This window comes from Mucilaginibacter sp. GW821-FHT07G05 (assembly GCF_059418565.1).
The window spans coordinates 63,795-85,989 of the sequence record NZ_JBWKQC010000011.1 but is presented as its reverse complement, the minus strand read 5'-3'; the positions used below and the strand labels follow the sequence as shown (position 1 = coordinate 85,989).

The following is a 22,195-nucleotide window of genomic DNA, read 5'->3' as shown; positions in this document are numbered from 1 at the left end:
ACTAACTTGTAACAAAATGTGTTTAAATTGCAGTTGATCTCCAATTACCTGAAAAATTGCACTAATTTTGTATACAAGTAAAAATATGAAATTTATTGGTTTTATATTGTCATTGTTTTGTTGTTTACCGGTTGCGGCGCTAAAAGCGCAGGATGCACCGGCTAAGCCTCAACGTGCTCAATTGGGCAAAAATGATACCATCAAAACCTATATGACCGATCTTGACGGTGAACTGGTGCCATGGATAGTAATGCACGACATCAATATACGCGATACCCGTATTTTTGCCAGCGAGGATGACAGGTTAAAATACCGCCGTTTACGCTATAATGTATACAAGGTAATGCCTTATGCCCGCTATGCGGGTGAGCGTTACCGCCAGTTGCAGCGCGACCTGGCTGTTACTGCCGATAAGAAGAAACAAAAAGAACTGGTGAAAGCCTGCGAAAAACAAATTAAAGATTTGTTTAACAAAGAAATTAAAAACCTGACAATCAGTCAGGGTGAGGTATTAATAAAGTTGATTGACAGGGAAACCGGCAACACCAGTTTCGCCATGCTTAAGGAACTCAAGGGCGGCCTTAACGCATTTATGATGCAATCTGTAGCACGTATTTTTGGGCACGATTTGAAAGAAGAGTACGACCCCGAGCAGGAACGCGATATAGAGAACATCATCCGTACATCAAACTTCGATACGCCCTATAATTGATAAATGAGCGATACGAACATCTACCAGTTCAGCGTACCTAAGCTGGATGGGGAGGAACTTAACCTGTCGGTATTTAGCGACAAGGTTTTACTGATAGTAAATACAGCATCGCAATGCGGCTTTGCACCACAGCTTAAAGAATTAGTAGCTTTAAAGGAAGAATTTTCGGGACAGGATTTTGAGATACTGGCTTTCCCTTCCAATGATTTTGGCGGACAAGAACCCTTAGAAGGTGCCGAGCTGGCTACATTTTGCGAAAACGTAGCCACCAATTACCTTACCTTTGATAAAGTGAGGATTAGAGGACCATACGCGCATCCGCTATATAAGTTTTTGGCAGATAAAAAGCTCAACGGGGCGGTTAATTCAACACCGCGCTGGAATTTTCACAAGTTTTTAATTGACAGATCGGGCGCCGTAAAGGATTTCTTTTTCCCTTTTACAAAACCTACATCTTCAAAAATCAAAAAGCAAATAAGCCGTTTAATAGCGGCCGGCAAATAAGAATATATTTTTATGACTAAGTTAGATATACTGGTATTATCTGTTCACCCGGATGATGCCGAATTAGGTTGCGCGGGCACCTTGCTTAAACACATAGCAATGGGTAAAAAGGCAGGTATTGTAGACCTTACCCGTGGCGAACTGGGTACCCGTGGCACCCCCGAAATACGTGAAGAAGAAGCGCAGGAAGCAGGGCGGATACTGGGATTAACCGTCCGCGAAAATTTGGGTTTGCCTGATGGTTTTTTTGAGAACACGAGGGAATACCAGATCAAGATCATCGAGGTGATACGTAAATACCAGCCCGAAATTATCATCACCAATGCCTATCATGATCGTCACCCCGATCACGGCCGTGCTAATGAGTTGGTAGAAGCATCGGTGTTTTTATCGGGATTACGCAAAATAGAAACTACTTATAACGGTGAACTGCAAAAAGAATGGCGGCCAAACCTGGTGCTGCATTTTATACAAGACAGGTATATTGAGCCCGACATACTGATAGACATAACCGAACACTGGGATAAAAAGGTGGAAAGCGTATTGGCGTTTAAATCGCAATTTTACAACCCCGACTGGATAGAAGACGAGCCCCAAACTTACATCTCATCGCCCGTATTTATGCAACGCACCGAAGCCCGTGCCCTTGAACTGGGTAAAAACATAGGCGTTAAATATGCCGAGGGCTTTACTTCAGTAAAGTTATTGGGAGTTGATAATTTATTCAGCCTGCTGTAAAAGCGGTTGAATACTTTTTTAGCTAAGGCGCGATGAAGTTAGCCGTCAGCAAACAGCTTCGGGCGAAAACGGGCAGAACTGTGGCGGCCAAGAGCGCAAAGGCGGGCATAGCGAACTTGTTGCATGCGGGTAGGAATAGCGCGTCGGGGCAAAAGTTCCAGCCCCAAGTTCTGCACGGTTTGCAGGGAATGGCTTTGTGCGGCAAAGAAGCCTTTTGCTGGACAAGGGTTTTGTTACTTTTGCCCTCAAAAGTAATGGGGCACTGCGCCCAAGAGCAGACTAACGTTAATTACAGCACATCATTAGCATCATCTTTCGAGATCTAAATAATTTGTCTGTCGGCTGGATAAAATTGCTATACCTTAATATAATCAAACCTATTATTATCACGGCTTTTTTCGCGGCGCAATTTATTTTCGTTGGCCAATTTCAGCAGGATGCCTGATAGCTCGGATGTTTTAAAATCTGAATCGTACTTTTCCTTACAATATTCGGCTATGGAAGCAATTGAACGGGGCTGATTAAAAAAATCGGTAGCCAGTATCTGGTTCAATACCTTGGTAGCACCCGGTTTTTTACGGTGTGCAGCGCCGTCAGTATCGTGACCGTTATCTTTAAAACGACGACTCTTTTTAAGCAGGTAATCCGAATTTTCGTGTTCGGCACGGTCGGCATCAATCAGTACATCGAATAGCTTTTCGGCTATGCGTACCTGTACCGCTTCAGATTTAAATGTATTTACAACCTCCGAAATTTCGGCTAATTGCTTTTTCAGTTTTTCAATTTGTTTGCTCATGATAGTATGCGTTAGGTAGCTGCATCAAAAATTTCAGTATGGTATAAAGCGCAAAAACAATATTCCACACCGCATCAATACCTGTATAACAGCGTATTAATATCAAACTAAAACGTTATTAAACGATAATAGTATATTTTTGATTAAAAAAAGCCTGTATTGTGTCAAAAACGCATTCTTGTAGCAATATTATTACAGTTTTACATAATATTAATAACCTTCTCTAATACGCTAAGGCCTTCATCAATATGATCTGTACCTATAATAAGCGCCGGCCTGAAACGTATGGTACGCTCACCGCAGCCTAAAAACATAACGTTGTGCTCAATACCCTTTTCAATAAAGCTATTGCGGGTTTCCTTGTCCGGAAAGTCGAAAGCGGTAAGTAATCCTTTGCCTCTTATATTACTGATGAGCGATGTTTTAGTGGCTATTTTAGCTAATTCGTGCTGTAAGTAATTACCGGATTGCGCCGCGTTATCGCACAGGTTATCTTCATATATTATTTCTAATATTTTTGTCGCCCTTACCATATCTACCAGGCTGCCTCCCCAGGTAGAATTGATCCTCGATGAAACCTTAAAAACGTTCTGCTCTACCTCATCAATACGCTTGCCTGCCAATATGCCGCATACCTGCATCTTTTTACCAAAAGCGATAATATCCGGGCGCGCGTTTTCCCCGAAATGTTCGTGGCACCAAAACTTGCCGCTAAGGCCTACACCCGTTTGCACTTCATCGTAAATCAGCAGGGCCTCATACTCATCGGCCAGTTGGCGCAATTGCTCGGCAAATTCCTTGCGCATATGGTTATCGCCGCCTTCGGCCTGTACAGGTTCTACAATTATGGCGCATATATCATCCTTATTTTCCTCAAACGCCTGCCTGATCTCGGCGACTGATTTTGCCTCCCGTTTTAAAAGGTCGGCGTGAGACTCATCACTATGCGGAAATGTTACCGCAGGGAACGATACCCGCGGCCAATCGAACTTGGCATACCACTTGGTTTTAACCGGTAGCGTATTGGTAAGACTAAGCGTATAACCCGACCGGCCATGAAAGGCATGTTCAAAATGTAATACTTTCAATCCTTTTTCCTGGTTATAACCTTTGGCGAAATTCTTTTGAACTTTCCAGTCCATTGCAACTTTAAGGGCATTCTCGATAGCGAGAGTGCCGCCCGATATAAAAAAGGCATGGGGCAGGTAATCAGGAATACCCACCTTTTCAAACGTATCCACAAACTGAGCGTACTGCGTAGTGTAAATATCCGAGTTTGATGGGTTGGTTAATGCCGCCAGCATGAGGTTCTTTTTAAACTCATCATCGTTAAGCATTTTGGGGTGGTTATAACCCAATGGTACCGAAGCGAAGCAGGTGAAAAAATCGAGCAGGGTACGTTTATTCTTGGCATCATAAATATATACCCCCTGGCTTTTTTCCATATCAAAGGTAAGGTCGAAACCATCGGCCAGGATATGTTTTTGCAAGGTGGCCTGCACATTTTCGGGAGATATTTGCAACTGGTACATATAATTCGGGTTTACACAAATCTAACAAAAACGGCTAAATAACAAAGTTTAAGGGTTTTGAACTTTCTTAAACAGTTCAGCAATATATCCTTCAACATAGCAATAGTATAAGTCAATTTCCGGTGTGCTGCATATAATTACTATAGCCTGATGCGGATATTGTTAATTATAACAGTTGTATAATATTTTATTTAGAACGAAAGAATGTTATTACATTGCAGTGTTAGAAATTTGACGTTATCACGAATGCTGTAAAAAGCCCATGTTAACGGGTCCATTATTTGTAAAATTTCAATCTTTAAAAACAAATCAACCCGATTTGCGATTGTAATTTCTTGATATTGACAAAGTTGTTTTTAGCAAAGCATAAGTAAGTAATTATTGTTAAATGAGTAAAATTGTAAATACTGTGACAGCATCCAGCCACCCGCTTTTACCAAAAACGCCTACAGGAATAAACGGATTAGATGAAATTACAGGTGGAGGCATCCCTTTCGGGCGCCCCACATTGGTTTGCGGCGACGCGGGCTGCGGCAAAACCTTAATGTCGATAGAGTTTATTGTACGTGGCGCTATTGAGTTTGACGAGCCGGGCGTGTTTATGGCTTTTGAAGAAAAAGCTGATGAACTGGCCATGAACGTAGCCTCATTAGGGTTTGATCTGGACAAGTTACAGGCCGAAAAAAAGATAAAGATAGATCATGTTCATATTGATCGCAGCGAGATAGAAGAAACCGGCGAATACGATTTGGATGGTTTATTTATCAGGCTCAATTACGCTATTGATAGCATTGGCGCTAAAAGGGTGGTATTGGATACGCTGGAAAATTTATTTTCGGGCCTTACTAACCAGGCCTTGCTGCGCGCCGAATTGCGCAGGCTGTTTCACTGGCTGAAAGAAAAAGGTGTCACCGCCATTATTACCGGCGAGCGCGGCGAAGGAAAACTAACCCGCCAGGGCTTGGAAGAATATGTATCAGATTGTGTGATTTTGCTCGACCACAGGGTGATCAATCAAATATCAACCCGCAGGTTAAGGATAGTAAAATACAGGGGATCTGTTCACGGTACCAATGAATATCCGTTTTTAATTGATGAGGAAGGGATTTCTGTATTACCGGTAACCTCATTAAAGTTGGAAAAACCGGTATCGTCTGACAGGGTTTCGTCGGGCATACCTGCGTTAGATAAAATGCTGGGCGGCCAGGGCTTTTTTAAAGGCAGCAGCATATTGGTATCGGGCACGGCGGGAACCGGCAAAACCAGTATTGGCGCTTATTTCGCCAATGAAACCTGTAAGCAAGGGAAGAAATGTATTTATTTCGCTTTTGAAGAATCGCCTAAGCAGATTATCCGGAACATGCATTCTATTGGTGTCGATCTTCAACAATACGTTGACAATGATACGCTGAAATTTTTCGCATCGCGCCCAACTTTATATGGTTTAGAAATGCACCTCGTGGCTATGTATAAAGTTATAAAGTCGTTTAAACCCGAGGCTATTATTTTAGACCCTATCACCAATTTAATCACCGTAGGTTCAGTAAGTGAAGTTAAAGCTATGCTGATACGGCTGATAGATTTTTTACAGGAAGAACAGGTCACGGTAATGTTCACTGCCTTAAGCTTAAATAACATTGTTAACGAACAAACCGACGAAGGAGTATCATCATTGGTGGATGCCTGGTTGCTGGTGAGAGATATTGAATATAACGGTGAGCGGAACCGCGGAATGTATATCATGAAATCGCGCGGAATGAAGCACTCTAACCAGGTAAGAGAATTTGTGATTACCGATAAGGGTCTCGATTTGGTGGATGTTTATTTAGGACCGGATGGAATACTGACAGGATCAGCACGTGAAGCACAGATGTTGCAGGAACAAACCGGCGAAGTGCTGCGTGACCATGCCGTTAGCAGAAAAGACAGGGAAATATTGCGCAAACGCAAAGTATTGGAAGCCAAAATATCGAGTTTGCAAACGGAGTTTGAATCGGTTGAGGAAGAACTGAACAAGGTTTACGAGGAAGAAGAATTAATTAAGAACGTAGCTGATAAAACCCGTACTGAAATTACCCAAATGAGGCGTAATGATAAGGGTTAAATTAAAAGGAATAGAAACAAAATACGAATGACTGAAGTTAAAAAATATGAATTAAGATTATATGTTGCCGGCAATACAACAAAATCGGTTGCTGCATTGTCTAATCTTAAAAAATACTGTGAAGAATATTTGAAGGGGCAATATGTAATTGAGGTGATAGATCTTTTGGTGCAACCGCAATTAGCCGAGGGCGATCAAATATTCGCTATCCCTACGCTGGTACGCAAAGTTCCGGAACCAATACGCAAAATTATAGGCGACCTGTCAAATGAAGAAAAGGTTCTGGTAGGTTTAGATATAAGGCCAGCATAATTAATATTAAATGACCGAGCAAGAGGAAATACCCAATGATCACCAGCCTGTAAAAGATGTTTACTTATTACGTTTGTTTGTAACAGGTGCTTCCCCTAACTCGTCGCGTGCAATAACTAATTTGAAAGAAATTTGCGAAACGTATTTAAAAGACAAATATGAGCTGGAAATTATTGATGTTCATCAGCAGCCCACTGTTGCTGAAGATGAGCAGATTATTGCTTTGCCAATGCTTATAAAAAAATCACCTGGCCAGGAACGAAGGCTTATTGGCGACATGTCTGATACTGAAAAAGTTTTGCAGGGGCTTGGTTTACAAAATGGCTAAATATATGGACCAGGCTAAATTAACAACAGAAGAACTGCTGGCCGAAATGGCTGACCTTCGTATACAACTGGAGGAGGCGAACGATACTATACAGGCAATTCGTACAGGGCAGGTTGACGCGTTTGTTTTAAAAGGAGAAAACGGACATGAGCTTTACACGCTTAAAACCGCCGACCAAACTTACCGTGTTTTTATCGAGAAAATGAATGAAGGCGCGGTTACACTTAACCGCGAGGGTGTTATACTCTATAGTAATTCGCGCTTTGCCGCTATGGTAAGCTCTCCCTTAGAAAAAGTAGCAGGCACAACATTCGACAGATTTATTTCAGATGATGAATTAGATAAATTTGCCAGGGTGATTGGTAATGGCTGGGAGGAGGATTGCAAACAAGAAATAAACCTTACTGCCATTACGGGTGAAATAGTTCCCTGCCTTTTATCGTGCAACGCGCTTGAATTGGATGAAGGTATGGCGTTAAGCCTAATATTAACCGATCTCACCATACAAAAGAATGCAGAAAAGCAATTGCAGTTAAAAAATGACGAGCTGGCAATTGCGCACAACGCTGCCGAAAAAATGAATGATGAACTGGAGGATATTGTAAAAGAACGTACCAGCGAATTACTCATCAGTCGCGAACATTTTAAGTTGCTTGCCAATAATATACCACAAATGACGTGGACGAGTTTGCCCACCGGCGAATTGAATTTTTACAACAGGCAGTGGTATGATTATACCGGGCTTGATTTGCAACACGAGCGGGAATACAAATTTGAGGACATTGTACATCCAGACGATCTGGAGATCACCAACCAAAAGTATAATGCCGCTATTGAATCCGGCAATATCTTCGAGGTAGAAAACCGTTACCGCAAAGGTACAGACGGCTCTTACCGCTGGCACCTTAACCGGGCTATACCACTACGGGATGAGGCTGGCCACATTATTTTATGGGTGGGCACTGCAACCGATATTGAGGAACAAAAGCAGCAGATGCAGCGGAAAGATGAATTTATCGGTATCGCGAGCCATGAGTTAAAAACTCCGCTTACCAGTTTAAAGGGCTATCTTCAGTTACTTGGCACCTATAAAAAGGATGTGCTGCCGCCAACGATAAAAACATATATTGAAAAGGCCAACCTGGCTTCAAATAAATTGCAGCACTTGGTGAACGACCTGTTGGATGTAAGTAAAATTCAGGCCGGGCGATTAGAGTATCAGTTTGAACGCTTTGATATATCAAAGGCACTCGCAAGTTGTATTGAAAATGCCCGCCATATTTATCCGGACAATATTTTTTACGAAAATGTACAACCGGACATCGTCATTTCAGGCAATGCGGAACGACTGGAGCAGGTGGTGATGAATTTTATAAATAATGCTGTCAAATACTCGCAGGACGATAAGCGGATCATCATAACAACCGAGCGCTTACAAGGCTACTTGCGGGTATCCGTAACTGATTTTGGTATCGGTATGTCGAAAAAAGAAATAGGGCGGGTGTTCGAGCGTTTTTACCGGGTTGAGGATATGAAGTTTATGGCCAGTGGCCTTGGCATGGGCCTTTATATATCTACCGAAATCATAAATTCTCATAAAGGTAAAATTGGTGTAGATAGCGAGTTAGGAAAAGGATCTACCTTTTATTTCGATTTGCCTTTCTAAGCGTTTTTACATTCTCTCATCTCTTTCCGGAAATAAATTACCTGTAAACTTCATAAACTTCCGTACCCGATAAAGTCGAATTTGCAATCATTTAACTATCTCGCAAACCTCCGCACAAAAAAGTGATGGACAATATTGGCAATAATAATGTGTGAAATTTAGTGTGAAATATTGTACAATATATCACGATTATTAACTAAAAGCTATATCGAACGAACATAATGAACAACCAATTGTAAAGTATTTAGAGCCATGCGAATGAATTAATAAAAGCTTTCATTACTTTTAGGGCACTATTATAAACTAAAAATTAATATCCTTACCTGTGAGATTTCTTGTTACATTCATATTTATACTGGTATTCGGTTTTTCAAATGCCCAAACCATTGTTAACAGCAAAGGTGTTAAGCATACCTGCAAAACAGATATTCTTAAAACTGTGGTTGATGATTTTAAATCGGACATAGGCGATGGCTACACGTTTGAAGATAAGCGCACAACGATCCCCAAATTTGTGAACCTGCTTAATAAAGATTTCAAGACAAGGTATTTCAGTAATTTCTGTTTTGTAGAGTATTCTTCATTCAGGGCTATTAAAGATGATGAAGATCTCCATTTAGGTCTCATCAGTATAGGGTTTGATACGGATGCCAAAGCAGATAGGGCTTTACGAATAGTTAAAAACACAGGCCGTAGTAATTTCCGGTTAAAAAACCTTACCATGTTCACTTACTACAAACGGCAGAAAAGCCTGGTCATCATTTTCTCAGAAACCGGCGACAAGAAACCGGTAAACGCATTTTTGGCTAAACGCAGTATTAAGCGTGTGGCTATCTGATAATGGTTATATAACCGGTCATAATCTTAAAATTGTTTTTGGGGTTTATAATGTAGTAGTACGAGCCCGATGGCAGGTAAACGCCATTATACCGTCCATCCCATGCGTTGTTTTCTCCGGTTGCTGCATATAACTTTTGCCCATACCTGTTATAAACGTCAACAGTACTGTTTGGGTACGAATCAAGGTTGCGCACTGTCCATGTATCGTTCACCCCATCGCCATTGGGTGAAAAAGCTGATGGAATAACCAAGGTTTGCATAGCTGGTTTTACGGTAAGTATACCATCTGCATAAGTAAAAGTATAATTATTTGAAACCGCCCCGCCGGCTGTTATAACATAGCTGCCCTCCGGTGAAAATGAAGTAGCTGTAGTGGTAACTATTGGGGGAAAGGTTAGGTTAGCGGCATTATCGTTATTAACAAAACCGCTGTAGCTTACCGTTAAAGGAGGATTAACGGCGCCATAAATTTTACTTTGGTTATTTGCCATTATAGTTAAAGCGGCAGGGGTAACGGCACTAAGCGGCATAGCGATATGCTCATCATTTATATCGGTGCTGCTAAGTACGATATTCCCCGAATATGTATTTACCGGCACTCTCCCTGATAACCGGATATAAACCGGCGTAACCGGAATGGTGTTACCCGAACCTACTGTTACTGTGCTGCTGAAAATGTTGTTATCCAAACTCAGCTCAAAACCCGCGGGTGCCGATACTGCGATACCATCAACCATATTGCTGCCGCTAACATTGAAAGTTGTGGATGCTGATGCTGTGCCGTAAACCGTAGTTAAAGCAGATGGATTACCCGAATAGGTAATATTGGGTGGTTGGGTGGGGGTTACGGTAATAGTGAATATTGATGGCTGTGTGCCGCAGTCGTTACGTAAAAACACGGCCGAATTAAAAGAATATAAGCCTGTGTTTATCCTTTTCTTTATGGTAGTGGTTTGCGCGTCAATTATTACAAGCTCGTTTCTTACCGGGGTACATACATAAATATCCTTACCATCAGGACTAATAGATATGCCCGTAGGCAGCGTGCCTAATGGTATGGTTGCTACCGTGTTGTTTATTGTATTAATTGTTGAAAATTCTTGAGATCCCCCATTACTTACGTATACCCGGGTGCCATCTGCATTAATTTTAATGTTGCCTGGTTTAACTCCAACATTAAAACTTCTTATTACGGCGCCCGTTGCTGCATCAATTGCAGTTACTGTATTTTCGTTATAACTTGTTATGTATAAGCGGCTGCCATCGGCAGTTATAGCAATTGAAGTAGTGCTTGTACCCGGAGAGATCGTATTTACTAATGTATTTGAGCTGGTGCTAATTACCGATATAGTGTTTGCGCTTCCATTGGCTACATATACAAATTCGCCGTTTGGGGAAACTACTAATGAAAACGGGTCATCATCAACAGGGATAGTAGCAATTAGAGATAATGTGGCTGTATTAATCACCGAAACAGTGCTTGAGTTAATATTTGCGGTGTATGCTTTGCTTCCGTCGGGTGTTACCACTATTTCAGATGGTCCCCAGCCAACGGGTATAGTGGCCAAAACGGTATTTGTTTGTGTATTGATCACCGATACCGTATTTGAGCCCTGGTTGGTTACATAAACACGGCTGCCATCAGCATTTGGGTAAATACCTACAGGCGTTTGTTGTACATCAACAGTATTTTCAACTTGGCTTGTAACCGCATTAACTATGGTTACCTGCGAACCACCTGTGTTAACTACATAGGCATAAGGTACCGGAACAGGTGTAGCGGTAATAGTGGCTTTAACAGGAACGATACCCGTGTTAAAGGCCTTAAATGACGCGATATAGCCAGTGCCGTTTGCGGCTAAGCCAACAGCAGGATTGTCATTTACCCAATTGAATACACAAGTAGAAGGAAAACTGATAGGAGTAGTATTTTGGCCGTTATTAACGGTTTGATCTTGCGCCTGGATATTACTGAATGAGCATAGCATTAAGATGCCAAAGAGAAGGATAAGTAAAGGTCGAATCATTAGTTTAGGGGTGTGCCGACGATAAATATTGGTTTAAGGTAGCACAAATTATTGTATCAGGCAGTAATTATTTTTACAACAATAGTGCGTAATTATACTATGTTAAATGCTGTTCGCCCAAAACTTATCGCGCATCCCTAATATACCCCATAGCCCGCCGGTATGTATGGCGAGGATACGGCTGCCGGGCTTAAAGTGGCCTTTCTCAATCAGGTCAAACAGGGCATAAAACATTTTGCCGGTGTAAACGGGTTCAATCAATATGCCAGTCGATGCAGTGAACTGCCTGATGAAATCAATTAGTTCCGGCTTGGTTTTGCTGTAGCCGCCAAAATGATAATCGGTATGCAATTGGTATTCGGCAGGGTTTAGCAAAAAACGGTCGATCTCCTCGCGCATAAATTCGCCGTTCTTAAATACGGGGACAGCATTAAACCGGGTATCGGGTGAGTATTGTTGCAGGCCGTTGATAATTCCGGCTGCTGTTGTACCTGTTCCGCAGGCGCAAATAATATGGTCGAAATGTTGGTCAAGTTCGGTTACCAGTTCGCTGCAACCCAGTGCGCCTTCGGCGGATGCCCCGCCTTCATCTATAAAAAAGGCATCGCTGTCATTGCCAAAATACTTTTCGAACAAGGCCGGTTTATCGCGATAGCTGTCCCGGTCGGTAAATATCAATTGCATGCCGTGCAGCTTGCATAAAAACAAGGTATCGTTCTTTACTTCCTCGCCCCGTACAATGCCCGTGGCCTTAAACCCGAATTTTGCCGCAGCGGCAGCCGTGGCCAACAAATGATTAGAGAATGCCCCGCCGAATGTTACCAGGTGGCTTTTGTTTTCGGCCTGCGCCTTCTTTAGCAAGTACTTCAGTTTACGCCATTTATTGCCCGATATCAGCGGGTGGATCATGTCGTCGCGCTTCACAAAAACTTCTACCCCACGGCTTGTAAACAGCGCATGATTGATTTGCTGCACCGGGCTAAAAATTTCGAGGCTGATATCCATACTGCAAACTTATAAAAAACTACTGTTTGAGATACAAGAGTTAAGAATCAAGATACAGGACGCAATACGATCTTGTTTCCTGACTCTTATTTTCTGCACTCTTAAACGCTATGCGTTTATCAGGAATAACCTTACTTTTGCGCAAATGGCAAACGAAGATGAACTGATAGAACAGGAAGAGCAGGACTTGTATGAGCACCTGCGGATTGTGGTTGATAAGGGTCAGTCGCTGTTACGTATTGATAAGTTTTTGATGCACCGTGTGGAGAATGCTTCGCGTAACCGCATACAAAACGCCATTGAGTTGGGTAATGTGCTGGTGAATGATAAGCCCATTAAATCGAGCTATAAGGTAAAACCGCTGGATGTAATTTCGGTGGTATTGCCGCACCCGCCTCGTGATACCGAGGTATACCCGGAAAACATCGCCATCAATATTATTTACGAAGATGATGATGTACTGATAGTGAATAAGAATGCCGGTATGGTAGTTCATCCGGGTTATAATAATTACACGGGCACACTGGTGAACGCGCTGGTATATCATTTTCAGCAACTGCCAACACTGCCGGGTAACGATGGTCGCCCGGGACTGGTGCACCGTATTGATAAAGATACATCGGGTTTGTTGCTGATAAGCAAGAACGAACGGAGCATGAGCTACCTCGCCCGTCAGTTTTTTGATCATAGCATTACCCGTAAATACATCGCGCTGGTATGGGGCGACTTGCCGGAGGATGGTACAGTTAGAGGCTACATTGGCCGCAGCGTGGCAGATAGAAGAGTGATGTCAATTTATGATGACCCGGAGAAAGGCAAATGGTCTGTAACGCATTATAAGGTGCTGGAGCGCTTAAATTATGTTACGTTAATTGAGTGCCAGCTGGAAACCGGACGAACTCACCAGATCCGCGCGCACATGAAACAGATTGGGCACCCTTTGTTTAGCGATGCTACTTACGGCGGCGATAAAATATTAAAAGGTACGGTGTTTAGTAAATACAAGCAGTTTGTTGAGAACTGTTTCGAGCTGATGCCGAGGCAGGCGCTGCACGCCCAAACCCTGGGTTTTGTGCATCCGTCCACCAAAAAATATATCCATTTTGAAGCCCCTCTGCCACAGGATTTTGAAAGCGTTTTGGCCAAATGGCGCAAATACACCAATACCGATAAAGAAGTATAAGCGTTAAATAGGCATAAAATTAACGCGTTATCACCGAAAAATTAATACAAGGCCACAATCACAAACTAAATCTTAAACTAATTTCTACCTTTAACAATGCCTGTTTTTATCAATTTTAATGGTGAAATACTACCTGCGGATAGTAAGGTGTTTACTATTGCCAACCGTGGTTTCAGGTATGGCGATGGTTTGTTTGAGAGCATGCGTATGATGAAGGGGCATCTGAAATTTGCCGACCTGCATGCCGATCGCCTGCAACGGGGGATGAAAGCGCTTAAAATTGACGGTTACTCGCAAATGGATGCCTGGTTCCTGAAAAATAAGGTGGAGGAACTGGCTATTCGTAATAAGGCGAAACATGCCCGTATACGGCTAACGGTATACCGCGACGCCGAGGGTTTGTATGCGCCCAGCACCAGTAAAATGGGCTATTGCCTCGAATTGCAGCCCCTGGATGAGCCAAGGTATTTCCTGAATCCGAAAGGTTTGATCATGGATATCTTTACCGATTTGCCTAAGCCATCAAACTACCTGTCGAATATTAAAACCTGCAACTCGCTCATCTATGTAATGGCGGGCTTATACAAACAGCAAAATAACCTCGATGATGTGTTTTTGCTTAACCAGGCAGGGTATCTGTGCGAGGCCAGCAGCTCAAATGTATTTGTAAACTACAAAGATCACCTTTATACCCCGGCTTTAAGTGAGGGTTGTGTAGAGGGCGTAATGCGGCAGGTGATCATCAATATTGCCAAAGCGAATAACATAGGCATCACCGAAGCGCAGATCAATCCCGAAATACTGTACGAAGCCGATGAGGTATTTTTAACCAATGCCGGTCGTGGTATACAATCGGTAATGGGCTTTGGCGTGAGGCGCTACTTTAACCGCCAAAGCAAGGCGCTGATGGACGAGTTGAATAAGTTATAACGATACCGTACTATCTTCAGTAATCTCGGCCAGTATACCATCCCAAAGATCAATTCTTGCCTGTAAGGCGGCTTTAACGGCTTTAGTAGCTTCGGCCCATTTGGTTTCGTCGGTGCCGCAAAGTTCGGCAGTCATTTGATAGGCTAATTGTGAGTGATGGTCGCCGTCAACCTCAATGTGGCGCTCCAGGTAATACAATAGTATATCTACTTTGCCCGGCAGGCTTTGGCTCAGCTCTTTCACCATGCTGATGAACATATCCGGTATCAGGTCTTCACGACCAAAAGTAAATACCGCTGCCTCTAAATAAGCTTTATCGGTGCCGATCACCTCAAAGGTATGACGTACAAAATCGCGCACGGCATAAGGGATAGCATCATCAGTTAATGCCTGGTTAATGGTTTTGCCGGTGCTTAGTTCGGCAAGCAGGGTTTTAATGCCCTCAATATTGCCACCAGCCTGCTCCATAGCGGTAAGGTATAACTCGAAATGACTGGTACGATTGCCAGCTTCGTCAACATCGCTTTCTTCGCCGGTTACAATTTCATTGATGAGGTAACGGGTATTGGCGCTGCCCACGGGTATCCATGGCACTGCGGTGCAGGTAAGCTTTTGCTGTAACGATTTTAACAGCGACATGAAATCCCAAACAGCGAATACATGATGTTCCATAAACAGGTTCAACTGGTTAATGGTGCTGATGTTGGCATACAAAGCGTGGCCGGTAAGCTGGTCGCGCAGTGGTTGTATCTCAGTTTTTAAACGATCAATGTAAGGGCTGTTCATCATGCTGTTTTTTAATAATCCGGCAAAAGTAACAGCATTTTGGTTTGTTGAGATCTTTTTATTGTTAAATTTTTTTAACCAAGCTGCGCCAACATTTAATTTGAAATACTGTTATACTAACAAACCACAATTTACATGCTGCTACTTAATATACTTCCGCCTGATGGCGCAGCCTTATATACCGAAACCAACATGGCTCACCTTTTTCCCGAGCCCTGGAACATGATAACATCCGGTTTATTTCTCATCCCTGCGTTTTACTGGCTCATTAAGTTTAAAGGTTTTGATAAGCGTTACATCTTCCTCAGTGTAGCATCGTGGATGCTGCTCATTGGTTGTGTGGGCGGCACGGTGTATCATGCTTTCAGGCAGTGGCGCTTTTTTATGTATATGGATTGGGTGCCTATCGCTGTGCTATGCCTGCTGGCCAGCGTTTACTTTTTAATAATAGCAACCGGGAAACGTGTTTACGGTATAATCGCTCTAATCGCTTTCGGGCTGATAGAATTCGGCCTGCACCAGCTTTACCTGGCGTATGATAAGCATATTATGTTTAGTGTTAACTACGGCGTAATGGTGCTCATGATCGTATTACCGTTGCTGATGGTGCTTATAAAAACAAGGTGGAGAAATGTGTGGCTGGTCGTGGGGGCCTTTATAGCTTTTGGTTTCGCCCTGTTCTTCCGTATTATTGATACATGGGCCATTATACCAATAGGCACCCATTTTTTATGGCATACCTTCGGCGCCATAGCTACTTCGCTTATCTTTTTATTCATTTACAAGCTTAATACCTTTTCGTTCCGCAAAAAGAGACGACATGGTGAAGATGCCCTCGTGCTGCCTTTATATAATGAGTTTGATGAAGGACTGGATGACGACATAGTTGAAGGTAAAGCATCCTGATTTGCATCCGTTAATTGCAGATGAAGTTTTGTAATGCTATATTTAGGCATGAAAAACCTGTCACAATTAATTATACTTCTGATACTGGTAGTTTGCCTGGCGTGTAACAGTAAACAAAAAGCAGCAGATAGCACCGATGTTGAAAATATACCGGCGGCGCTAAAAGACGAATCTTCGGATGTGTTTATTAGTAAAAGAGTTTCAGATTCCAACCTGATGACGGAAATATACAGAGATATCGCCGGGAAGGATAGCTCGTTAAGTAAATTTGAAGACGAATTGGCCGGGTTTAAAAAAGCTAAAGCCGACACGATCCAAAAGTTCAAAGTATATTACAAAAAGGTAGATGAATACTATACATCAGCCGTTGATGCTACAAAACAAATATCAGATACTTTGTTGAGGCAAAAAATGCTCGCCATTATAAAACAGAGCCAATCCGGGTACACCGATAAAACAAAGCGTTTTCAATCGCTTATCAATGCCATCGAGCATCAGGACACCTCTATTGATGATTCGTATACCTTATTGCAACTGGTGGTTTCGCTCCCCGAAATTGAAAAATATGAAGATGCCGGGATTGCGCAAAATAAAGGCATAGTCGTAGTTGAAAAGAAAGCCGGTAAAGTGTTGCGCCATACCAAGCAACTGGCTAATAAATATCAGGAAAAGTTGGTTAAGAAATAGGAGTGGGGTGTACAATAGGCCATTCTTTATATTTCAACTTAAAGATATTGAAAGATATAAGATTGCTGTCGTCATCACTTTCTTCGTAAGCATCCAATAACTCTTTTTGTTGCTCTGCCGACAGAGCATCCCAGTGGAAACCTTCAGTTTTTACAGAATTACTCATACATGCATAAATAACCTTTAGCTAAAACCCTTACAGCTTTACACCCCTCAAAAATTCTTCTATACCCATCCGTTTTTTACCTTCTAATTGTACATCCTTCAGTATCACAAAGCCATCTTTGGCGGCGAATTTTAGGTAGGTTTTATTGTCGGTTAAAAAGCCGCCGGGTTGTATGGCGGGTTCAGTTTCCTGGTATTCGGCTATGTATATTTTAAGGTTTTTGCCATTCAGCGTAGTTGATGCAGATGGCGCCGGACTTAAGCCGCGTATAAGATTGTAAATGCTGATAGCAGGCTGTGTCCAGTCGATAATGCCGGTTTCTTTGGTGAGTTTCGGGGCGTGTTTTAACTCAGTATCTACCGCTATTTGTGCCTGCGGATGTTCGTGGTAACGGCCGCTTTCAATAGCCTTTACCGTTTTCACCAGTAGACCAGCGCCTTTGTTCATCAGACGGTCATGCAGTTCACCGGCGGTTTCGCTGCCGGTAAGGGTTATCTTTTCGGTAAATAAAATATCACCTGTATCAATTTCGTGTTTTAAAAAGAAGGTAGTAGCGCCGCTTTCCTTTTCGCCGTTTATCAGCACCCAGTTAATGGGGGCGGCGCCGCGGTATTGCGGTAACAGTGAGGCATGTAAATTAATAGTGCCTTTATGCGGCATGCTCCAAACCACCTCGGGCAGCATCCGGAAGGCTACAACCACCTGCAAATCGGCATTGAGGGCTTTCAGTTGTTCTAAAAACTCAGGGCTTTTCAGTTTTTCGGGTTGTAAAATTTTTATGCCATTGGCTACGGCATATTGTTTTACGGCACTTTCAGTTACTTTTTGTCCCCGGCCGGCGGGTTTGTCGGGCGCGGTTACCACGGCAACAATATTACTGCCATGCTGTATCAGTTCATCTAACGATGCTACTGCGAACTGCGGGGTGCCCATGAACACTATTCTCATATTATGCGATGTTTTTCTTGTAGGTGGATGCTTTTTGTAAAAATAAAGATCAATAGTAAATGTTTGCTTAACGGCCCCGCATTTTACACACTACTGATAAAGCAGGTACTTAGCGCGCGTTACTTTAAATTTACTTAAACCGGGCTCCCAGGTCTGTCTTATTTCATCCTCGGTTTTGCCCTGCTTTATTTGTTCTTCAAGTTTGTCGGTTCCGGCAAGCTTTCTAAAATACGCATTAAAATACACTTTCTTATCAGGAAAAGCCTTATAAAAATCAATTAGCCAGGTAAGGTTAAGTTTGCCCGTAGTTTTAAATATGGAGGCATCGTAATTACGAAAATCAATACCGTAACAGGTATTCCCTTTCTGAGGAGGGTTTTCGCTCATGCCGGGGATGCTTACCGGGGTGAAGGAGAATTTATACTTGTCTTTCAACAGCGGGTGCCCAACCATTACAAAGGGAGTCATGGTGCCACGACCCAGACTAAGCACTGTGCCTTCAAACAAACAAATGCTTGGATACAGCAAGATAGACTGTGCCGAATTTAAGTTAGGTGAGGGGTTAACAGGTAGTACATAGCTCGATTGATGATCGTAATTAACCACCTTGATCACCTTCAGCTTACACTGCACGCCTTTTTTTAGCCAACGTTCGCCGTTGATCATCTGCGCGTATTCGCCAATCGTCATTCCGTGGGTAATAGGGATAGGGTGCATACCCACAAACGAGCGGAAGGCAGTATCCAATATAGGGCCATCAATTGTAAAGCCGTTAGGATTCGGGCGATCAAAGACTATTAGCTCAATATTGTTTTCGGCACAGGCTTCCATTACATAGTGCAGCGTTGATATATAAGTGTAAAAACGCGTGCCTACATCCTGTATATCAAATATCAGCAGGTTGAGGCCTTTAAGGTCTTCGGGCGTAGGTTTGTAATGTTTGCCATATAATGATGTTACAGGCAGGCCGGTCGCGGCATCCGTTTCATCGCCTATGGTAGCGCCGTTACTTGCATTCCCTCGGAAACCATGCTCAGGGCCGAAGATCTTTTTAATACCGATACCCAGCTTCAGCAAGCTATCCACCGTTGTGGTTTTGTTTTTACCGATGATGGAAGTAGGGTTAACCACCATACCGATGTTTTTTCCCTTCAGATCTTTCAGGTAAAGTTCGGTTCTGTCGGCACCCGGAATTATTGTTTTTTCGGCAGTGCTGTTAACAGCAACCGTGTCGGTCTTTTTTGATGGAGCAGCCGGCAGGGGCTGGCTGCAGGTGTTGCTGCCTAATACAAAAGAAAAGGTAGCCAACCGTAAAAAAGCGTTTATATACAACATAATAGGTTCTCCGTGCAATTTAAATCATCATAATTAACGTTAAAACCGCATATTTGCGAAGGTACACAAAATCATTTTTGCGTTGAGTTTTTCGTCATTTATAGCAGGTCGTATAACGTTTAAGTCAAAACGTACATTCTCCAAACTGATTGTGCGCATTGCCATTATTGGTATTATGCTTGGCCTGGGCGTAATGATATTATCACTCGCGGTAGTACAAGGCTTTAAACAAGAGATCAGCGTAAAAGTTCGCGGGTTTTCGGGCGATATGCAGGTGGTTAATTTCGACTCCAATAACTCCTACGAAATTTCACCTTTTAAGGCCGACGACGATTTTGTAGCCCGCACCCTGAAAAATAACCTCATTAAAAAGGTAATGCCCTTTGCCACCAAGCCGGGCATCATTCGCGCCAACGATGAAATTGAGGGCGTGGTGCTAAAGGGGGTTGATAAGAATTACGATTTTTCTTTCTTTCAAAAAGCATTGCTATCAGGTAAGGTGATCGACTTTACCGATTCGGCGGCTGCCCAAAAACAGATCATGATATCGCGCCATACGGCGGATAGGTTACGTTTAAAAGTGGGCGATAAGTTTATCATGTACTTTGTACAGGAGCCTTTAAAAAAGCGCCCTTTCACTATATGCGGCATTTTTAGTGCAGGGGTAGATGAGGTTGACCGCAACTTTGTGGTAGGAAACCTATCGGTAATAAGGCGTTTAAATAACTGGGACGAAAACCAAATTGGCGGCTATGAGGTAAAAATAGGCGATATAGATCAAATTGACCGCGCTACCGATATTCTGGAAGCCAATATGCCGCCCACGCTAAAATCGTACACTATAATGGAGCTGTATCCAACCATTTTTGAATGGCTTGGTCTGCTGGATGTAAACGCCCAGGTAATGTTGATACTGATGCTGGTAGTTGCGGTGATCAATATGATATCGGCCCTGCTGATTATGATACTGGAACGTACGGCCATGATAGGCATGTTTAAAGCACTTGGTGCCAGCAACTGGAACATCCGCAAAATATTTTTATACAATGCCTCATACCTGATAGGGGTAGGGCTGTTTTTGGGCAATGTATTCGGATTGGGTTTAGGCTGGTTCCAAGATAAAACGCACTTCTTCACCCTCGATCCTGCATCTTACTACATGAATTTTGTACCTGTACAAATAGGCTGGTTTGAAGTGGTTGTGCTTAACCTGGGTACGCTGCTTATTTGTTTACTGGTGCTGATCATTCCGTCAACGCTTGTAAGTAAGGTTTCGCCGGTTAAGGCGATCAGGTTTAAGTAACTTGGCAGGTATAGCTTTGACAACTTTTTAAATTTGTCAAAGCTGAAACAAAAATGACGGTGGCTCACACCCACTCTCCACTGTCATGCTGAGGAACGAAGCATCTATCGGAGATAAGTATATCGAAGAAGATTCTTCAAACGTTCAGAATGACAGTTTTTCCCCTCACGCCATTGGAACGAAACAATCTCTACTCTTGTAAATCCGCTCTGTATAGCTTAAAGATTGCTTCGTCCCTCGCAATGACATAGGGGGAATCTTATCAGTAAGAAGGACCACTGACGACCAGCTTAATGCAATATCTTAAACATCAGTTCCTTCATTAGTTCGCCGGGGCCGAGGGTTGATTCTACGCCTTTGCTTTTCAGGTCGTACTCGCGCAGCAGGCTGATGATCTGCACGGTTTTGCCTAAATTATAGCTGCGTGCGGCCTGCTCATAATCTTTCACAAAAAACGGACTAACGCCAAGTTCCTTGGCTACATTTTGCTGCGATTTATCTTTTACGTAATGATAAACCAGCACTTTGGTAAAATAGTTATTGAGGTTGCCGAAGAGTAACACTATGGGGTTGGCCTTTTGGTTGGCCTCAAAATAATTGATGATCTGGTTGGCCTTTACCACATCTTTACGGGCCAGGGCCGATTGCAGCTCGAATACGTTGTACTCCTTGCTGATACCAATGTTATCATGAATATCCTTCATGGTGATCTCCTGCCCAATGGTTACGTTAAGCATCAACTTTTCCAGCTCATTGGCAATTTTAGAAAGGTCGTTACCCAGGTATTCCGACAGCATGGCCGATGCCTGCGGGCCTATTTTGTAGCCACGCTCGCTAAAAAAACCTTCTATCCAACCGGGGATCTTATTATCATACAATGGCGACGATTCAAACACCAGTCCCTGCTTTTCAATGGCCTTATATGTTTTTTTGCGCTTATCAAATTTCCCGTATTTATAGCAAAAAACAAGGATGGTACTTGGCAACGGTTTTTCGAGGTAGGCCAGCAGCGGGTTAATCCCTTTTTTATCGTCGTCATCTTTACCCCATTTCATTTCCTGGGCTTCCTTTACCAACACTACCTGGTAGTCGGCCATCATCGGGAAACGTTTTGAGGCGTTCAGTACGGTCATCATATCAGTATCCTTACCGTAAAATACGGTTTGGTTAAAGCCGCGTTCGGCTTCGGGCAGCAGCTTATGCTCTACAAAATTACTTACCAGGTCAATATAATACGGTTCTTCGCCATGTAACAGGTAAAGGGGTTTATACTTGCGGTTCTTAAGGTCTTTTATAATATCAGCTGCCGTCATATACTTTTCATTTCAAAAGTAAAAATTCAAAATGGTAAAGGCTCAACTTCTTTTTGAACAAATAGCGGCTTATG

The 22,195-nt window shown here is 42.8% G+C and carries 23 protein-coding genes; 14 read left to right on the top strand and 9 right to left on the bottom strand.

Annotation, left to right across the window (positions count from 1 at the left end; translation table 11 throughout):
- Positions 1-85 precede the first annotated feature (85 nt).
- Genes AC07NA_RS22790 through AC07NA_RS22775 form a run of 4 tightly spaced genes read left to right on the top strand, consistent with a single transcriptional unit; the run spans position 86 to position 2,280 of the window.
- Positions 86-712 carry a DUF4294 domain-containing protein gene (locus tag AC07NA_RS22790; protein ID WP_494900045.1) on the top strand — a complete coding sequence of 209 codons (627 nt, stop codon included), beginning with the start codon at positions 86-88 and terminating at the stop codon, positions 710-712.
- A gap of 3 nt (positions 713-715) precedes the next feature.
- Positions 716-1,216, top strand: coding sequence for a glutathione peroxidase (locus tag AC07NA_RS22785; protein ID WP_494900043.1), 501 nt, complete (start codon positions 716-718; stop codon positions 1,214-1,216).
- 12 nt (positions 1,217-1,228) lie between these two features.
- On the top strand, positions 1,229-1,954 hold the full coding sequence (gene bshB1, locus AC07NA_RS22780; protein ID WP_494900042.1) for a bacillithiol biosynthesis deacetylase BshB1: 726 nt from the start codon (positions 1,229-1,231) through the stop codon (positions 1,952-1,954).
- Positions 1,955-1,986: 32 nt separating this feature from the next.
- Positions 1,987-2,280, top strand: a complete 294-nt coding sequence (locus AC07NA_RS22775) for a hypothetical protein (protein ID WP_494900041.1) — start codon at positions 1,987-1,989, stop codon at positions 2,278-2,280.
- Positions 2,281-2,309: 29 nt separating this feature from the next.
- Here the strand turns inward: AC07NA_RS22775 and AC07NA_RS22770 are convergent, their stop codons facing one another.
- A complete protein-coding gene (locus AC07NA_RS22770) occupies positions 2,310-2,750 on the bottom strand; it encodes a hypothetical protein (protein ID WP_494900040.1) in 441 nt (146 codons plus the stop codon).
- Positions 2,751-2,950: 200 nt separating this feature from the next.
- Positions 2,951-4,282 carry an L-lysine 6-transaminase gene (lat, locus tag AC07NA_RS22765; RefSeq protein WP_494900038.1) on the bottom strand — a complete coding sequence of 444 codons (1,332 nt, stop codon included), beginning with the start codon at positions 4,280-4,282 and terminating at the stop codon, positions 2,951-2,953.
- Positions 4,283-4,691: 409 nt separating this feature from the next.
- Between lat and kaiC the strand changes: the two genes are divergently transcribed.
- The 5 genes from kaiC to AC07NA_RS22740 all read left to right on the top strand — a co-directional run bounded on the left by kaiC (position 4,692) and on the right by AC07NA_RS22740 (position 9,530).
- Positions 4,692-6,386 carry a circadian clock protein KaiC gene (gene kaiC, locus AC07NA_RS22760; protein WP_494900036.1) on the top strand — a complete coding sequence of 565 codons (1,695 nt, stop codon included), beginning with the start codon at positions 4,692-4,694 and terminating at the stop codon, positions 6,384-6,386.
- Positions 6,387-6,413: 27 nt separating this feature from the next.
- Positions 6,414-6,698: a circadian clock KaiB family protein gene (locus AC07NA_RS22755; RefSeq protein WP_345214217.1), complete on the top strand. Its 285-nt coding sequence runs from the start codon at positions 6,414-6,416 to the stop codon at positions 6,696-6,698.
- 10 nt (positions 6,699-6,708) lie between these two features.
- Positions 6,709-7,026 carry a circadian clock KaiB family protein gene (locus tag AC07NA_RS22750; protein WP_345214218.1) on the top strand — a complete coding sequence of 106 codons (318 nt, stop codon included), beginning with the start codon at positions 6,709-6,711 and terminating at the stop codon, positions 7,024-7,026.
- Positions 7,019-8,692: a PAS domain-containing sensor histidine kinase gene (locus AC07NA_RS22745; protein ID WP_494900034.1), complete on the top strand. Its 1,674-nt coding sequence runs from the start codon at positions 7,019-7,021 to the stop codon at positions 8,690-8,692. Before AC07NA_RS22750 ends, AC07NA_RS22745 begins: the two co-directional genes overlap by 8 nt.
- A gap of 325 nt (positions 8,693-9,017) precedes the next feature.
- A complete protein-coding gene (locus AC07NA_RS22740; protein WP_345214220.1) occupies positions 9,018-9,530 on the top strand; it encodes a hypothetical protein in 513 nt (170 codons plus the stop codon).
- Here the strand turns inward: AC07NA_RS22740 and AC07NA_RS22735 are convergent.
- Both AC07NA_RS22735 and AC07NA_RS22730 read right to left on the bottom strand, forming a co-directional pair.
- The gene (locus tag AC07NA_RS22735; RefSeq protein WP_494900033.1) at positions 9,523-11,520 is read right to left on the bottom strand and encodes a T9SS type B sorting domain-containing protein; all 1,998 of its coding nucleotides are present in this window, start codon (positions 11,518-11,520) and stop codon (positions 9,523-9,525) included. The genes AC07NA_RS22740 and AC07NA_RS22735 overlap by 8 nt on opposite strands.
- 141 nt (positions 11,521-11,661) lie before the next feature.
- The gene (locus AC07NA_RS22730; protein WP_494900032.1) at positions 11,662-12,564 is read right to left on the bottom strand and encodes a 1-aminocyclopropane-1-carboxylate deaminase/D-cysteine desulfhydrase; all 903 of its coding nucleotides are present in this window, start codon (positions 12,562-12,564) and stop codon (positions 11,662-11,664) included.
- A gap of 145 nt (positions 12,565-12,709) precedes the next feature.
- Here AC07NA_RS22730 and AC07NA_RS22725 point away from each other — a divergent pair, with 145 nt between their 5' ends.
- On the top strand, positions 12,710-13,747 hold the full coding sequence (locus tag AC07NA_RS22725) for an RluA family pseudouridine synthase (protein ID WP_494900030.1): 1,038 nt from the start codon (positions 12,710-12,712) through the stop codon (positions 13,745-13,747).
- A gap of 96 nt (positions 13,748-13,843) precedes the next feature.
- Positions 13,844-14,677 carry an aminotransferase class IV gene (locus AC07NA_RS22720; protein ID WP_494900029.1) on the top strand — a complete coding sequence of 278 codons (834 nt, stop codon included), beginning with the start codon at positions 13,844-13,846 and terminating at the stop codon, positions 14,675-14,677.
- Here the strand turns inward: AC07NA_RS22720 and AC07NA_RS22715 are convergent.
- Positions 14,672-15,466 (bottom strand): DUF3050 domain-containing protein, encoded by a 795-nt coding sequence (locus AC07NA_RS22715; protein WP_494900027.1) that lies wholly within the window; start codon positions 15,464-15,466, stop codon positions 14,672-14,674. The genes AC07NA_RS22720 and AC07NA_RS22715 overlap by 6 nt on opposite strands.
- Before the next feature lie 132 nt (positions 15,467-15,598).
- Here AC07NA_RS22715 and AC07NA_RS22710 point away from each other — a divergent pair, with 132 nt between their 5' ends.
- Together AC07NA_RS22710 and AC07NA_RS22705 are read left to right on the top strand one after the other, a co-directional pair.
- Positions 15,599-16,369: a hypothetical protein gene (locus AC07NA_RS22710; RefSeq protein WP_494900026.1), complete on the top strand. Its 771-nt coding sequence runs from the start codon at positions 15,599-15,601 to the stop codon at positions 16,367-16,369.
- Positions 16,370-16,417: 48 nt separating this feature from the next.
- Positions 16,418-17,056 carry a hypothetical protein gene (locus AC07NA_RS22705; protein WP_494900024.1) on the top strand — a complete coding sequence of 213 codons (639 nt, stop codon included), beginning with the start codon at positions 16,418-16,420 and terminating at the stop codon, positions 17,054-17,056.
- Here AC07NA_RS22705 and AC07NA_RS22700 read toward each other — a convergent pair.
- From AC07NA_RS22700 to AC07NA_RS22690, 3 genes are all read right to left on the bottom strand, one after another.
- Complete coding sequence (locus tag AC07NA_RS22700) at positions 17,046-17,222, bottom strand: hypothetical protein (RefSeq protein WP_494900022.1); 177 nt, start codon at positions 17,220-17,222, stop codon at positions 17,046-17,048. The genes AC07NA_RS22705 and AC07NA_RS22700 overlap by 11 nt on opposite strands.
- 30 nt (positions 17,223-17,252) lie before the next feature.
- Positions 17,253-18,170 carry a methionyl-tRNA formyltransferase gene (fmt, locus tag AC07NA_RS22695; protein WP_494900020.1) on the bottom strand — a complete coding sequence of 306 codons (918 nt, stop codon included), beginning with the start codon at positions 18,168-18,170 and terminating at the stop codon, positions 17,253-17,255.
- 90 nt (positions 18,171-18,260) lie between these two features.
- On the bottom strand, positions 18,261-19,505 hold the full coding sequence (locus AC07NA_RS22690) for an exo-beta-N-acetylmuramidase NamZ family protein (RefSeq protein WP_494900018.1): 1,245 nt from the start codon (positions 19,503-19,505) through the stop codon (positions 18,261-18,263).
- A gap of 82 nt (positions 19,506-19,587) precedes the next feature.
- Here AC07NA_RS22690 and AC07NA_RS22685 point away from each other — a divergent pair, with 82 nt between their 5' ends.
- Positions 19,588-20,808 carry an ABC transporter permease gene (locus AC07NA_RS22685; protein WP_494900016.1) on the top strand — a complete coding sequence of 407 codons (1,221 nt, stop codon included), beginning with the start codon at positions 19,588-19,590 and terminating at the stop codon, positions 20,806-20,808.
- Between the two features lie 290 nt (positions 20,809-21,098).
- Here AC07NA_RS22685 and holA read toward each other — a convergent pair whose 3' ends face one another.
- On the bottom strand, positions 21,099-22,121 hold the full coding sequence (holA, locus tag AC07NA_RS22680) for a DNA polymerase III subunit delta (RefSeq protein ID WP_345214241.1): 1,023 nt from the start codon (positions 22,119-22,121) through the stop codon (positions 21,099-21,101).
- Between the last annotated feature and the right edge of the window lie 74 nt (positions 22,122-22,195).

What these genes read in the sequence shown, in the direction of transcription:
- AC07NA_RS22790 (WP_494900045.1), top strand. Translation starts at nt 86, where the DNA reads ATGAAATTTATTGGTTTTATATTGTCATTGTTTTGTTGTTTACCGGTT.
- AC07NA_RS22785 (WP_494900043.1), top strand. Translation starts at nt 716, where the DNA reads ATGAGCGATACGAACATCTACCAGTTCAGCGTACCTAAGCTGGATGGG.
- bshB1 (WP_494900042.1), top strand. Translation starts at nt 1,229, where the DNA reads ATGACTAAGTTAGATATACTGGTATTATCTGTTCACCCGGATGATGCC.
- AC07NA_RS22775 (WP_494900041.1), top strand. Translation starts at nt 1,987, where the DNA reads ATGAAGTTAGCCGTCAGCAAACAGCTTCGGGCGAAAACGGGCAGAACT.
- AC07NA_RS22770 (WP_494900040.1), bottom strand. Translation starts at nt 2,750, where the DNA reads ATGAGCAAACAAATTGAAAAACTGAAAAAGCAATTAGCCGAAATTTCG.
- lat (WP_494900038.1), bottom strand. Translation starts at nt 4,282, where the DNA reads ATGTACCAGTTGCAAATATCTCCCGAAAATGTGCAGGCCACCTTGCAA.
- AC07NA_RS22755 (WP_345214217.1), top strand. Translation starts at nt 6,414, where the DNA reads ATGACTGAAGTTAAAAAATATGAATTAAGATTATATGTTGCCGGCAAT.
- AC07NA_RS22750 (WP_345214218.1), top strand. Translation starts at nt 6,709, where the DNA reads ATGACCGAGCAAGAGGAAATACCCAATGATCACCAGCCTGTAAAAGAT.
- AC07NA_RS22745 (WP_494900034.1), top strand. Translation starts at nt 7,019, where the DNA reads ATGGCTAAATATATGGACCAGGCTAAATTAACAACAGAAGAACTGCTG.
- AC07NA_RS22735 (WP_494900033.1), bottom strand. Translation starts at nt 11,520, where the DNA reads ATGCTATGCTCATTCAGTAATATCCAGGCGCAAGATCAAACCGTTAAT.
- AC07NA_RS22730 (WP_494900032.1), bottom strand. Translation starts at nt 12,564, where the DNA reads ATGGATATCAGCCTCGAAATTTTTAGCCCGGTGCAGCAAATCAATCAT.
- AC07NA_RS22725 (WP_494900030.1), top strand. Translation starts at nt 12,710, where the DNA reads ATGGCAAACGAAGATGAACTGATAGAACAGGAAGAGCAGGACTTGTAT.
- AC07NA_RS22720 (WP_494900029.1), top strand. Translation starts at nt 13,844, where the DNA reads ATGCCTGTTTTTATCAATTTTAATGGTGAAATACTACCTGCGGATAGT.
- AC07NA_RS22715 (WP_494900027.1), bottom strand. Translation starts at nt 15,466, where the DNA reads ATGATGAACAGCCCTTACATTGATCGTTTAAAAACTGAGATACAACCA.
- AC07NA_RS22710 (WP_494900026.1), top strand. Translation starts at nt 15,599, where the DNA reads ATGCTGCTACTTAATATACTTCCGCCTGATGGCGCAGCCTTATATACC.
- AC07NA_RS22705 (WP_494900024.1), top strand. Translation starts at nt 16,418, where the DNA reads ATGAAAAACCTGTCACAATTAATTATACTTCTGATACTGGTAGTTTGC.
- AC07NA_RS22700 (WP_494900022.1), bottom strand. Translation starts at nt 17,222, where the DNA reads ATGAGTAATTCTGTAAAAACTGAAGGTTTCCACTGGGATGCTCTGTCG.
- fmt (WP_494900020.1), bottom strand. Translation starts at nt 18,170, where the DNA reads ATGAGAATAGTGTTCATGGGCACCCCGCAGTTCGCAGTAGCATCGTTA.
- AC07NA_RS22690 (WP_494900018.1), bottom strand. Translation starts at nt 19,505, where the DNA reads ATGTTGTATATAAACGCTTTTTTACGGTTGGCTACCTTTTCTTTTGTA.
- holA (WP_345214241.1), bottom strand. Translation starts at nt 22,121, where the DNA reads ATGACGGCAGCTGATATTATAAAAGACCTTAAGAACCGCAAGTATAAA.